The sequence below is a fragment of the Subtercola sp. Z020 genome, from assembly GCF_002931235.1.
Classification (GTDB): domain Bacteria; phylum Actinomycetota; class Actinomycetes; order Actinomycetales; family Microbacteriaceae; genus Subtercola.
Genome location: NZ_PSTT01000121.1, coordinates 18,754 through 31,509 on the forward strand (window position 1 = coordinate 18,754; position 12,756 = coordinate 31,509).

At 69.8% G+C, this 12,756-nt stretch carries 13 protein-coding genes; 4 read left to right on the top strand and 9 right to left on the bottom strand.

The window, feature by feature from the left end:
• Positions 1 to 33: 33 nt before the first annotated feature.
• On the top strand, positions 34 to 1,161 hold the full coding sequence (locus C5B96_RS15435) for a glycerate kinase (RefSeq protein WP_104246249.1): 1,128 nt from the start codon (positions 34 to 36) through the stop codon (positions 1,159 to 1,161).
• Here C5B96_RS15435 and C5B96_RS15440 read toward each other — a convergent pair.
• Positions 1,134 to 1,997 (bottom strand): GNAT family N-acetyltransferase, encoded by an 864-nt coding sequence (locus C5B96_RS15440; protein WP_104246250.1) that lies wholly within the window; start codon positions 1,995 to 1,997, stop codon positions 1,134 to 1,136. The genes C5B96_RS15435 and C5B96_RS15440 overlap by 28 nt on opposite strands.
• 193 nt (positions 1,998 to 2,190) lie before the next feature.
• On the opposite strand from C5B96_RS15440, the gene C5B96_RS15445 reads away from it, so the two are divergent.
• Positions 2,191 to 3,234, top strand: a complete 1,044-nt coding sequence (locus tag C5B96_RS15445; RefSeq protein ID WP_146078217.1) for a glycosyltransferase — start codon at positions 2,191 to 2,193, stop codon at positions 3,232 to 3,234.
• 50 nt (positions 3,235 to 3,284) lie between these two features.
• On the opposite strand, the gene C5B96_RS15450 is transcribed toward C5B96_RS15445, so the two are convergent.
• Entirely contained in the window at positions 3,285 to 3,974 is a 690-nt protein-coding gene (locus C5B96_RS15450; RefSeq protein WP_158507204.1) for an SDR family oxidoreductase, read from the bottom strand.
• A 140-nt stretch (positions 3,975 to 4,114) separates the two neighbouring features.
• Here C5B96_RS15450 and C5B96_RS15455 point away from each other — a divergent pair, with 140 nt between their 5' ends.
• On the top strand, positions 4,115 to 5,266 hold the full coding sequence (locus tag C5B96_RS15455; RefSeq protein WP_104246253.1) for an NAD(P)/FAD-dependent oxidoreductase: 1,152 nt from the start codon (positions 4,115 to 4,117) through the stop codon (positions 5,264 to 5,266).
• 78 nt (positions 5,267 to 5,344) lie between these two features.
• On the opposite strand, the gene C5B96_RS15460 is transcribed toward C5B96_RS15455, so the two are convergent.
• The 4 genes from C5B96_RS15460 to C5B96_RS15475 all read right to left on the bottom strand — a co-directional run bounded on the left by C5B96_RS15460 (position 5,345) and on the right by C5B96_RS15475 (position 8,699).
• Complete coding sequence (locus tag C5B96_RS15460; protein WP_104246254.1) at positions 5,345 to 6,571, bottom strand: MFS transporter; 1,227 nt, start codon at positions 6,569 to 6,571, stop codon at positions 5,345 to 5,347.
• Complete coding sequence (locus C5B96_RS15465; RefSeq protein ID WP_199176681.1) at positions 6,568 to 6,984, bottom strand: nuclear transport factor 2 family protein; 417 nt, start codon at positions 6,982 to 6,984, stop codon at positions 6,568 to 6,570. The genes C5B96_RS15460 and C5B96_RS15465 overlap by 4 nt, the downstream gene beginning before the upstream one ends.
• Before the next feature lie 95 nt (positions 6,985 to 7,079).
• A complete protein-coding gene (locus C5B96_RS15470; RefSeq protein ID WP_104246255.1) occupies positions 7,080 to 8,075 on the bottom strand; it encodes a helix-turn-helix transcriptional regulator in 996 nt (331 codons plus the stop codon).
• A gap of 117 nt (positions 8,076 to 8,192) precedes the next feature.
• Entirely contained in the window at positions 8,193 to 8,699 is a 507-nt protein-coding gene (locus C5B96_RS15475; protein WP_104246256.1) for a pyridoxal 5'-phosphate synthase, read from the bottom strand.
• On the opposite strand from C5B96_RS15475, the gene C5B96_RS15480 reads away from it, so the two are divergent.
• Positions 8,670 to 9,842 (top strand): hypothetical protein, encoded by a 1,173-nt coding sequence (locus C5B96_RS15480; RefSeq protein WP_199176682.1) that lies wholly within the window; start codon positions 8,670 to 8,672, stop codon positions 9,840 to 9,842. The genes C5B96_RS15475 and C5B96_RS15480 overlap by 30 nt on opposite strands.
• A gap of 61 nt (positions 9,843 to 9,903) precedes the next feature.
• Here C5B96_RS15480 and C5B96_RS15485 read toward each other — a convergent pair whose 3' ends face one another.
• The 3 genes from C5B96_RS15485 to C5B96_RS15495 form a co-directional block, all read right to left on the bottom strand.
• Positions 9,904 to 10,620, bottom strand: a complete 717-nt coding sequence (locus tag C5B96_RS15485; protein ID WP_104246258.1) for an SDR family oxidoreductase — start codon at positions 10,618 to 10,620, stop codon at positions 9,904 to 9,906.
• An 82-nt stretch (positions 10,621 to 10,702) separates the two neighbouring features.
• Entirely contained in the window at positions 10,703 to 11,887 is a 1,185-nt protein-coding gene (locus C5B96_RS15490) for an MFS transporter (protein ID WP_104246259.1), read from the bottom strand.
• 31 nt (positions 11,888 to 11,918) lie between these two features.
• Complete coding sequence (locus C5B96_RS15495; RefSeq protein WP_104246260.1) at positions 11,919 to 12,665, bottom strand: SDR family NAD(P)-dependent oxidoreductase; 747 nt, start codon at positions 12,663 to 12,665, stop codon at positions 11,919 to 11,921.
• Between the last annotated feature and the right edge of the window lie 91 nt (positions 12,666 to 12,756).

The following is a 12,756-nucleotide window of genomic DNA, read 5'->3' on the forward strand; positions in this document are numbered from 1 at the left end:
TCAACCGGCCCCACTGAAACGAGTTGCCGAACCATGAAAGTCGTCATCGCACCGGACTCCTTCAAGGGGTCCCTCGCCGCTCCGAGAATCGCTCACATCATCGCCGAGGAATGGCGGAGGACTCGCCCTGCTGATCAGACCGTCATCGTCCCCATGGCCGACGGGGGTGAAGGCACCCTCGAGGCGTGCGCGACGGCGATGCCGGAGGCTGTTCGCCACCACCTCACCGTGATCGGCCCGGACGACCGACCGGTCGAGAGTTCGTGGTTGCAGCTCGCCGATCCGGGCGATGGCAGCGGTGCGACCGGGATCATCGAGTTTGCGGAGTCGAGCGGGATCACGCTGCTCGAGCAGCCTCTCCCCTTCTCAGCCCACAGCTACGGCTTCGGCCAGGTCATTCGGGCAGCAGTGACCGCGGGCTGCCGTCATCTCGTGCTCGGTCTCGGGGGGAGCGGTTCCTCCGACGGCGGGCACGGTGCACTGACCGCCCTCGGCGCCCGATTCGAGGATCGTCGGGGTCTGCCGGTCGGTCTGGGCAATTCGGCTCTTCGATCCATTGAGCGCGTCGACGTGAGCGCCATGCACCGCCCTCCTCGAGGTGGCCGGGTGACCGTTCTCTCGGACGTGACCAATCCGCTGCTGGGAGCCGCCGGTGCCGTGCGAACCTTCGGCGAGCAGAAGGGGATCACCGCCGCCACGGCCGCCGCTGCAGAGTCCAACCTGAAGCACTATGCGCGGCAGGTGCAAGCCGCGTTGACGGCCGACCCGGATCGACCGGGTGCTGGGGCGGCCGGCGGAGTGGGCTTCGGATTGGTCGCCTGGGGCGCCACCATCACCTCGGGTGCGCGCGCGGTCGGTGAACTCCTCGACCTACCGGCCCAGATCGAGCGAGCCGACATCGTCATCACCGGCGAAGGCCGCTACGACAGCCAGTCGGAGCGCGGAAAGGTGGCTGACCACGTTCGGCGGTTGGCCGACCGGTTCGACAAGCCTGCGCTTCTCATCGCGGGCCAGATCACGGTCGAGTCCACACCGTTCGCCCTTCGTCGGTCGCTCGCCGACCTGGCCGGGAGCCCCGAGGCGGCACTCCGCTCGCCAGAGCGATGGTTGCGTCAGGCCGTCTCCGAACTCGCTCAGGCCAGCGCCTCGCTGCCCGGCTGAGCCCCGGATGCCCCGGGCGCCCCTGCTTGCCACTGCCAGTTCGTGCGGTCGTAGAGGTGCCCGAACCCCGCCCGCACGAGGTTGCGGTACGAGGTGTCGTCGGGCGCCGCGCCCGTCTCCGCAGAGACGAGCCGGCAGCCGGCCTCAGCGGCCGCCCTGACGCGTGCCACCAGCAGCGCGTACTGCACACCGCGGCGCCGGTGGGAGGGGAGCGTGCCGCCGGTGTTGAGGGAGGCGGCGTCGCCGACCAGGTGGAGGGCCCCGGCGCCGACGAGCAGGTCGCCGTCGAAGGCGCCGAAGACACGCGCGTCGGGGTCGGCGATCGTCCCGCGCAACATCGGGGTCAGGTCGGGCTCCAGCATGCCGAACGCTTCGCGTACCACCCGCTGCCACGCGGGGGCATCCTCATCGGTCAGCGCCCGCACCGCGAGCCCGGTCGGCCGGTCGTCGATGGGGCCGGTCAGGCGCGCAAATTTGGCCCACTTCGAGGCGGGAACCAACCCGAACCGGCGACGGATGGCCGCCCAGTCCGGCGGCTCGGCCGCGGGTGCCAGTGCGATGATCCCGGCATCCTTTCCTGACGAGCGGAAGAAGTCTACGATCTCGCGAACGGTCGCGGCGTCGACGGTGTCGCCCGGCCCGAATCCCAGAGCCTTCGTCCAGTACCCGGAGGGGTCTTTCCGCATGGCGGTGACGACGCCGCCGCCGATGCGGGCCGTGCGGATGCCCAGCTCTTCGCGAACGCTCTCGGGAGCTCCGAGGAGGAAACGGCGGAAGTACTCGGCCTCGGCCTTCTCGGCGAGGGTGGCCTGGTGTGCGTCGTGCGAGGGAGTCATGGAGTCCTGGGGTGTGTGGGCGGATCGATCTGCCGAATCTGTCACCGAACAGCACCGGCGACGTCAGGGTTTTCCCTCAAATCCCGATCATCGCTCTCGATTTCGCCGCGTATCCCGAGCTTCGGGATCTCTTCACCGGTCATGATGAGTGTGCTTTCGCCACACACTCGAGTTGGGAAGGGTCGGAACGAGGATGCCCTCTGTGCTTCTCTGCAGCATGCCGGCCGACGGCATCCGCGACGCGCTGGCCCGCGAGACCGTCGACGCGGTGCTCCACGAGCCCACCTTCGTCGGGATCGCGGGGTTGCAGTCCCTGGCGCCCGCGCTGAGACCCCTGACGGTGATGTGCGGCATCCTGCCCCTCGGCATCTCCAGCCGGGACACGGCCCCGTTCGGGCTCGGCCTGCCCCCACGGTCGGGGATCACGGGTCGGATGCGCAACGGCCTGTTGCGGTGGGTCGCGAGAGCGATCATCCTGAGGCCGGTGCACCGGCAGGCCGACGAGGTGCTGCGGCAACTCGGCGCCCCACCGCTCGGCGGTCGCTTCTTCCTGGACCTGTTGGCTTCCGACGACCTGCTGGCACAGTTCACCGTGCCCGATTTCGAGTACCACCGAAGCGACGCGCCGGCGAACCTGGAGTTCTTCGGTCCTCTGCTCCCTCGCTCGTCGGCTGCGACGACACTTCCCCCGTGGTGGCCCCAGCTCGGCGACTCGAGGCCTGTCATCCACGTGAGCCAGGGCACCGTCGCCAACCAGGACTTCGGCGAACTCATCCGGCCCACTCTTCGTGCCCTGGCGGCGGAGGACGTGACCATCGTCGTGACAACCGGAGGCAGGCCGCTCGGCGATCTCCCTGAACTGCCCGCCAATGCGTTTGCAGCGGAATTCATCCCGTACGACACTCTGATGCCGAAGACCGACGTCTTCGTCACGAACGGCGGTTACGGCGGCCTGCACTCTGCGATGAGGTACGGGGTGCCCGTCGTCGTGGCCGGCGACACCGAAGACAAAGTCGAAACGTCTGCGCGGGTGGCGTGGGCGGGGGTCGGTGTCAACCTGAAGACACGCGGACCCAGCCCGCGCTCGGTGAATCACGCGGTGCACAGGGTTTTGAACGATCCCGGCTTCGCGAGGCGAAGCGCGCTCATCGGCGAGTCCATCCAGGCCGCACCCGGCGTGGCGGGGTTCGCCGCTTCGCTCGAACGCCTGATCGAGGCGCGAGGCGCGCGGCCCTGAGATGCCCTGCGACCCACGGCCGCACGATCAGGCGATCAGAGATCAGGCGATCAGACGATCAGGCCGCCTGACACCGGCACCGTCGCCCCCGTCATGTAGGTCGACTGCGAGACCCAGTAGACGACGTCGGCGATCTCCACCGGCTCACCGACGCGGCGCATGGGCGTGCCCTGCTCCATCGCCGCCCGCGCCTCGGCTCCCGCCGCGAGGAACATGTCTGTGCGGGTCGGACCGGGTGCGACGATGTTGATGCGGAACTTCGACGCGAACTCCTGCGCGACCGTTCGCACGAAGCCTTCGAGGCCCGCCTTCGAGGCCGTGTAGTTCGCCTGGCCCACGTGGCCCAGCCGGGCTCCGACAGACGACACCAGAACGATGGACCCGCCCCTGACGATCTTCGATGCTGCCGCACGAACGACGCGCATCGGCCCGACCAGATTGGTCGCGATCACCTCGTCGATGTCGCTGTCGGACATGCGCACGAGCGGGGAATCCCGCGTGATTCCCGAGGCGACGACAACGACGTCTGCTCTGCCGAATCCACCGACGAACGAGAACAGCCCGGCCACCGCTCCCGGGTCGGTGATGTCGAACTCGAACCCGATGACCCCGTCGGGCGTTCCCGACCCGCGGTGGGTGCCGATCACTCGGTGGCCGTGTGAGGCGAAGGTGGATGCCACGACCGCGCCGATTCCGCGGGAAGCGCCGATCACCACCACGTTCTTCGCTGAGTCGGGCACGACGGGCGGGTTTGTACTGGGCATGGGTTCTCCCGAACGGTTGAGACGGATGAGCGTGACGACCCTGTCAGATCACGCCACCTCCAGACACCAGTGGTTTCCCTGAAGCTCCGGATGATCCGTGCCCTCACACTCGGAGGGTGACTGCGACTTCTGACCGACGCCTGCGCGTCGCCATCATCGGTGCCGGCATCGGCGGCCTCGCCGCCGCCGTGCTCCTGGAACGCGCTGGGTTCGAGGTGAAGGTGTACGAGCGCGACGCGTCGGTCGACACACGGAACCAGGGCGGGAGCGTGGCGATTGACGGCGACCTCGGAGGTGCTGTCATCCGTTCCATGGGCCTGGCCCGGGAGTTCGCGCTCATCGCGCACCCCGAGGCAGCCACGTCCCAGCACCGCGATTCGACAGGATGCGTGCTCGCGGAACAGCCGGCGGATGCTCGGAGCGGCGATGCCGAAGTCGAGCGACCGGAACTGCGCCGGATGCTCCTGAATGCTCTCCCCGACGGCCTGGTGCGCTGGGGGCATGCCCTGACAGGGCTCCGCCCGGTCGAGGGCGGATGTGAACTGGGCTTCTCCTCGGGACGCACCGCGACAGCAGACATCGTGGTCGGGGCGGATGGCGCGTGGTCGCGCGTGCGTCCCTCCCTCTCCGAGGCCGTGCCCATCCACTCGGGAATCACGTTCCTCGACCGTCGGTTCGACAACGTAGCCGTCAGTCATCCCGCTCTCGCCGAACTGATCGGGCCCGGCACGCTGTTCGCTCTCGACGGGCAGCAGGGCTTCATCGCGCAGCGCCTCGGGGACCACGCCCGGGTGTACGTCGCGTTCCGCGCGCCGCTGTCAGAGACGAACAATCGAGATGTCGGCGCCGTGCGCCAGGATCTCATCGGGCTGTTCCGCAGCTGGTCGGCCGAGTTCGAGCCGTTCCTGGCAGACAGGGCATCGTCGGAAGACCTGCGGCCCGTGTTCGAGCTTCCCGTCGCGCACCGGTGGCGCAGTCCCGGGCCCATCACCCTTCTCGGCGACGCCGCCCACCTCCAGTCGCCGTTCTGCGCGCTCGGCTCGAACGGGGCCCTTCTCGACGCCGCTGACCTCGCTGCCGCACTGACCGCCGAACCCCTGGCATCGCGCGCGCTGGCGAACTACGAGAACCGGATGTGGCCGCGGGCTGAGGCCTTCGCCTCTGCCGCCCGCACGACCCTCCGAAACGCCTTCGACGCCAGAGGGCCGAGGTGGTACCTCGCTCAACGCCGCGTCGTGTCGTGCCGGCCGCCGTGGTCGGAGCGGTGATCGCGGGATGGCTGCTGACGCGGGGGCGCTGCTGACGCGAAGCGCCGCTGAGAGGGGGGCGCTGCTGCTCGGGGAGCGCTACTGCTGGGGGAGCGGCTGCGACATCCGGGGCTCCGCATCGACGATGGTGCGACGCAGACCGCGGGCAGCGACCACGGTGCACAGTGCGCACGCGAGCGCAGTCACCCCGAGGAGCAGCCACATCGGAGCGAAGGAGGTCAGCGCAGCGAGGGCCGCCGGGAGGAGGAATCCGACATAGGTCAGCGAGTAGTAGACCGCCGTGATGCCCGCGAGATCCTGCGGTTTCGCGAGGGCCTGCGCTGCGGCGAGCCCGGAGACCATCGCGAGCCCGTAGCCGGCACCGAAGACGGGCGCGGCGACGAGCACGATCCACACCTGGGGCGAGGAGGCGGCCGGAATCAGCAGGAGGGCGCCGACGGCGATGAGGGATCCCCCGACCAACCCCATGCGGCCGCGCAGCACCTTCGCGAGGTGACCCGAGAAGAACTGCGTCACCCAGCCGGTGCCGAGAGTGATGACCGTCACGAGGGTGGCGAAGCCGACGGTGAAACCGGGGATGCGATCGGTCACCAGGCTCGGACCGACGGCGAACGACAGGGCCGGCGCCGCGAACACCCACGGTGCGAGCGGGAGGATGACCCGCCGGAAGGTGGGCCGGGCCGATCGCGGAACTTGGAGGTTGCCGAGGAGCTTCTTCGCGCCCGGGTCGAACCGCCTTGTCTCGGATGCGCCCAGCAGCACGAGCAGAGCCACCACGCTCGCGGCGATCTGCACGAGGTACGGCAGCACGGCCGGCCACGGACCCCACTGCGCGAGCGCCCCGCCGATGCCGGCTCCGCCCCCGAAGCCGATCGTCAGCATGCCCGCCGCGCGCCGGGCGCCGGCCGCAGACCGGCCCTCGGCGATCGAGAGCTCCTTGATCCACGACGTGCCGACGACCATCCCGGCCGCCACACTCAGACCGCAGATGAACCTCCCGGCGCAGAGCCCGGCGAAACTCGCGCTGGAACCGGCGAGCACGACGCTGCCGAGGATGCCGAGCACGAGCCCGGCGATCAGCACCGGTCGCCGCCCGTACCGATCCGACCACGCCCCCGACAGAGCGAACCCGGGAACGATTCCGATCACATAGGTTCCGAGCAGGATGAACACCTGCACCTGCGAGAACCCCTCCACCTGCCGGTAGTACTGCAGCAACGGCAGAAACTGGTTGCCACCCCACCCCAGCACGATGAGCGAGGGGGCGACGAGCAGCCAGGAACGGGGGCGCGGGATGCCGCTCACTCAGGCGTTTCGGGTTGGTAGACCTTTCGGAACGCGTCTTTGCGGGCGATTTTGCCGCCGCGGAACTCGTAGATGTCGCAGCCGCGCGTCTCCCTGACCACCCCGTCGGGACCGGGCCCGGTGAAGGACCAGGTGCCCGCACCGCGGGACCCCGCGATGATGGGGCCCTCATCCTCGTGCCTCTCCTGCCCGGTGTCGTGGGCGAGCATGAGCGCGAAGCCCTCCCGCACCTGCTCCCTGCCCGACCAGGTGCGGCCGGGCTCGGGGCCGACAGAGGCGCTGTAGACGCAGTCGTCGGTGACGTGGCTCATCAGCGCCTCGAGGTCGTGGCGGGCCCACGCGTCACTGAACGCGGCCAGCACCTCGGGCGTCATCTCGCTCGTGCCGTCATCGGGCGGGAGGGAATCGTTCATACCTGAACTATGGCACCGGCCCCGGGGCATCTCCAGCCCGCTTGCGGACATGGCCGCTAGAGGGCGGTGCGGCCGCGCCGTTGCGCGCGGCGGGCTCAGTAGGCGAGGGTGTCTTTCGGGTACTCGCTGAAGCGGGCGGTGTAGGAGGAGGAGAAGCGGCCGAGGTGGCCGAAACCCCAGCGGCGGGCGACATCGGCGACCCGGGTGGTGGCGGGATCGGCCGAGAGCAGGTCTTGCCGCACCCGGTCGAGACGCACCTCGCGGAGGTACGTTGACGGAGTGCAGCCGAGGTGCCGGCTCATCAGTTCCTGCAGACTGCGGATGTGCATGCCCGCCGCGACCGCGATGTCTGCGGTGTTCAGGGGCTGATCGGCGTTGGCGTGAACGTATTCGAGGGCGAGGCGGAGGCGCCGGGTGCTCTCGGTGCGCAACTCGTCGGGCACGTCGACCGCTCGCCACGGGAACAGGTCGAGCAACTCCCGCACGAGTGCCGTCTGCGCCGAGAGTCTCGCCAGGGGAGGGGTGGTGTCGCCGACGATGAGCGGCGTGACGTCGCCGAGCGTGTTGCGCCATCGGGTGAACGCCTCTGCGCTGGGCGTGGCCGCGTAGTCGAACACGATGCGCTGCGACGGGCCGGCGTGGCGCTCCGCCGCGATGTCTTCGAGGAACCGGGCGTCGATGTCGACGATGCCGTGCCGGTGCGGGGTCATGGAGAACGCGAACGACGTCTCGGTGGGGGTGAGGAACGGCTGCGAGCCGACGCTGGTCAGCTGGCCCTGCGGATAGTCGATCGTCACCGAGCCGGAACGGAACCACGACATGACGTAGTTGCGGGACCACGGAATGACCCCCTGCAGATGCCCGGTGAACAGGCCCGACTGCAGCTTCAGGCGGTCGTCACCAGCCGACGCGAAGCGAAAGCTGAACGCTCCCGGTCCCGGCCAGGCCCTGAACTGCCGGCCGGTGTATCCGGCCTCCAGGCGGCTGCGCGCCTCCTCGATGTCCGTGGTCGTCCACTCGATGCGCTCGACGGGTGGGAACGGAGCGGAGGTGGGTTCTTCGTACGGGCTTGCCGTGTAGATGGTGGTCACAGATCTCCTTGCCAATCTCCACGAGCATCCTCAATTACGAAGTCCATCGAACACGATCTCACCCGTTTTGCGCCACCCGGAGGGTGACGGCATTCGGGCGCCGTGGTCTGCGCCCGGTCACTCGATCGACGCGGAGTGCGCCCACCGGCCTGCATCCGAGGTGTAGACGACCCGGGTGTGGCGCCGGTCGGGTGACCCCTGCCAGAACTCGACGCGGGTCGGGATGATGCGCCAGAGCGCCCAGTCGGCGGGGTCGACGCCGGCGCGGGCGGCGGGTGAGCGGGCTGCGAAGTCGGCGTCGCTCTCCGCCCGCGTCGCCGGCTGCACCGCACCGCGCATCCGCACGGCCCGCATCACCGGCTGCCACCAGAAGTCGAGCGCCGCGACAGGCTGGCCGGAGAGCTGAGCGCCTTTGCGTGAGGAGCGCTGGCTCGCGAACGCCCAGCCCCGCCCGTCGACGCCCTTGACGATGAGGGTGCGCGCATCCGGAACCCCGTCGTCGTCCACCGTGGCGAGCGTCGCCGCGTGGGGCTCTGCGCCGCCGGCGCGTGCCGGGGCGGCGGGAGTGCGGCACAATTGGGCCGGGGGTGCGTGATGGCTGCTGATGAGCGCGATGTGGAGCAATGGTTGCGGGCGGTGGGCCTGCCGTCGTTCGTGCGCGACGGGGCGCGGGGCGATCGGCTGGTGAGCCGCGTGGTGCCGTTCGTCGTGTTCGCGCTCTGCCTCGGGGTGCTCGTGCAGCTCGCCGTCGGCGCCGATGTCGACGTGGACCTCGATTCGGGGCTGCTCGTGGTGCTGCTCGTCAGCTCGCTGCTGCTCGCGGCGGCAGCGCTCGTGGCCCTGCCGATCATCGTCGGGATTCTGTCGGCGCGGGTGTTCCGGGCGCGCCCTGGAGCCGCTCTGCCGACGGGGATCGTCGCGCTCGTCTGCTACCTGGTCGTACTCCCCGGAGCGACGGCCCTGACCGCCTCGCCCGGCGAAGCCGCCTGGCACGCGGCGGTGCACCTCGCGATCGTGGCGCTCGCCGTGCTGCTCACCTGGCTCGGTGTCGGGTCGTTGCTCGCCTGGGCGGCGCACGCGGCGCTGCAACAGCTGGCGGCGATCGGGGCGCTGGTCACGCGGGCCCTTCCCCTTCTCATGCTCGTTGTCGTGTTCGCGTTCTTCTCCAAGCCGCTCTGGGATGTCACGAGCACGATGTCGGCCCGTCGCCTCGTCGCCGTGGCGCTGTTCTTCCTCGTGCTCGGCATCGTGTTCGTGATTCCGGTGAGCCGCGTCGAGATGAAGGAGCTCGACGAGAGCATCGAGCCGGCGGAACGAATCCGCCTCGTGCAGTCGTCGGGCCTCCTGCAGCTCGACGACTACGCCTCGATGCCCGGCCCCCCGCTCGCCCGCCGGGAGCGCGTCAACCTGCAGGCGGTGCTCGTGCTCGCCCTCGTTCTGCAGACGCTGGTCTTCGCAGCAATCGTCTGCGTGTTCCTCATCGTTCTCGGCTCCTTCGCGTTCTCGCCGGAGGTGCTGCGCGAGTGGGTGGGCGATCGTCTCAGCATGGTCGAGCTGTTCGGCGCGGAGGTGCCGTTCACCTGGGCGCTCGTCAACACGGCGATCTTTCTGAGCTTCGTCTCGTCGCTCAACTTTCTTGTGTCGGTCACGACCAACGGCGCCTACCGCACGGCGTTCTTCCAGCCCCTCATCCACGACGCCCGGGCGGGGCTCGCCGTGCGCGCGGCCTACCTCCGGCGGGTCGAGGCGGCCCACCAGGGGCGCTGAGCTCTCGAGGCGTGCTCCTGCGCGTGAGCTTGCGCGTCAGCTCGCGCGGCGATCGGCGCGGTCAGCCCAGGTGCCCGCCGCCGTCGACGTGCAAGGTGGTGCCGGTGATGAAGGTGTTGTCGACGGCGAGGAGCACTGCCCCCACGATGTCGGCAGGGGTGCCGACCCGTCGCGCGGGGTTCGCGGCCGCCGTCGCCTCGAAGAAGTCGCGCTTGCCGTCGTCGCCCATGAAGTCCCAGAGGCCCGAGTCGATGATGCCGGGGGAGATCGCCACGGCGCGCACGGGGGCGAGCTCCACGGCGAGGGCCTCGGCCATGAAGGCCACGGCACCGTTCACGGTGGCCATCACACTGAGGCCGGGGGCCGGCTTCCAGGCGGCGACGCCGGAGAAGAACACGAACACGCCTCCGGGCCGCATCGAACCGTGCAGGTGCTTGGCGAGCAGCAGGGGCCCGGCGACCTTGGCGTCGAAGGCGTTGTGGATCGCTGTGCGGTCGAGGGCGTCGATCGGGCCGTTCGCCGATGCTGCTGCGAGGGAGACGACGGCGTCGAACGGCCCGCGCTGCTGGAGGTCGACGAGGGTGTACTCGTCGGCGAGGTCGGCGTGCACGATCGGCACGTCACGGAGGGCCTCCGGCAGTGTGGATGCCGTGTGTTGCGGGTCGCGGGCCCCGATGACCGGCTGGTCGCCGCGCTCGAGGGCGGCCGCGGCGATGGCGTGGCCGATGCCGGAGCCTCCGCCGATGAGAAGGATGCGCTTGGGGGTGGTGTTCGACACGGTGGTTCTCCTTGACGGTGTGAGTGGTGAGTGGTGGGGGTGGTGAGTGGTGAAGTGGGCGAGTGGAGAGTGGTGGGCGGTCTCAGCGGGTGCCCACGGCGACCCGGCCCCGGGCGGCGCGCAGGCCGAGAACGACCACGGCCGCCGTGCCGATGAGCGCCAGAACGGCGGCGAAGTCGAAGTCGACGGTGAGACCGGAGACGCTGACCGCGATGCCGCCGAGGGTGGAGCCGACGGCGAGGGCGACCTGGATCGTGGTGACGAACATCGCGAGGCCGGCTTCGGCGCCCTCGGGCATCGCGCTGACCATCCAGGTCTGCAGGGCGAGCGGAAGGCCACCCCACGCCAGGCCCCAGACGATGAGGAGCGCGAAGACGGCCGCCGGCAGATGGGCGGCGAGCGGGAGCAGGGCCACGGACGCCGCCAGGGCCAGTCCGCCGCCGACGAGAGTTCCCCGCAGGGACCGGTTGAGCGCGGCGCTGGTGGCGAAGTTGCCGACGATCCCGGCGACACCGAACACGAGCAGCGCGACAGAGACCAGATCGGGGCTGATTCGCGCCGCACCCCCAAGGAACGGGCTGATGTAGGTGTAGGCCGCGAACTGCGCCGCGAACAGCAGCGCCGCGACGACCAGGCCGACCCGCGCACGGGGAACCGTGAACAGCTCCAGCAGCGCCGCCGGGCGCACGCGCTGCTGCGAGGGCAGCGCCGGGAGCGCGCTCAGCTGCAGCACGATCGCCATCACGCCGATGGCCGCGCCGATGACGAAGGCCAGGCGCCAGCTCGACGTCGCGGCGATGAACGCGCCGAGGGGCAGGCTGACCACCGTCGCGAGCGAGATCCCCACAGTGATGAGGGAGGCCGCCCGCACGGTGTGCTCCGGGGCGACGAGCCGGGGTGCGATTCCGAGCCCGATGGCCCAGAACCCGCCGAGGGCGACCCCGAGCAGGATGCGCGCCAGCAGCAGAACGGGGAAGGCCACGGCGGTCGCGGCGACCACGTCGGCCAGAACCAGAACGACACTCAGGCCGAGCAGCACGACCCGTCGGTCGAGCCGCGAGGTCGCAACCGTGACCACGGGCGCGGCCACCGCGGCGGCGAGGCCGGTCACGACCACCATGAGTCCGGCGACCCCGATCGAGACGCCGAGGTCACCGGAGATGGAGGGGAGGAGCCCGATGGGCAGGAACTCAGAGAGGACCGTTCCGAATGAACCCACGGCTACTGCCGTGACCCCGAACCAGCCGTTGCGTTGTGTGCGTGTCATGATCGTGCTCCTTCTCTCTGGTGGGTTCGGGTCAGGCGATGGTGCTGCCGCCGTCGACGGCGAGCTCGCTGCCGGTCATCCCCGAGCTCTGGTCGGAGACGAGGAAGAGCACCGCCGACGCGACCTCTTCGGGCCGCAGCACCCGGCCGAACGGCAGGCCGCTCGCGATCTTGGCCAGCAGCTCGTCGGGGTTGCCCGGTGCGAGCCCCTTGAGGCCGGGTGTCTCCGTCGGGCCGGGAACGACCGTGTTGATGCGGATGCCGCGGGGGGCGAGTTCAGCAGCCCAGGTGCGGGTGAGGGTCGCCACGGCGGCCTTCGACGCACCGTAGAGACCGAACGCCGGCTCCGTGCCCGAGGCCGATGAGGACCCCGTCACCACAATCGCCGACCCGTCGTGAAGGAAGGGCAGCGCACCCTGCACCGTGAGGGTGGTCGCGCGAACGTTGGTACCGAACGTGGTGTCGATGTCTTCTGCGGTGACGAACTCGAGCGGCTTGAACTCGCCGATGCCGGCGTTGACGTGCACGGCATCGAGTCCTGTGCCGCGCGCGGCCACCGCCTTGTAGACCGTTGCGATTCCGTCGGGCTCCGTGGCGTCGGCCCGTACCGGCGTGACGGCGTCGCCGAGTTCGGAAGCAAGCGCGTCGAGCGCCTCCTGGCGTCGCCCGGTGACGAAGACGTGGGCGCCCTCTTCGACGAAGCGGCGAACGACCGCCAGCCCGATTCCCGATGTTCCGCCCGAGACGAGCGCCGTCTTTCCCTGCAATGCTCCGACCATGATGTCCTCCGATGTGAGTTGTTGACTGCTTGATCTAAAACGATAGGTCATACTGGATGAAATAGTCAATAACTCTTTCCTGGAGGTTTCG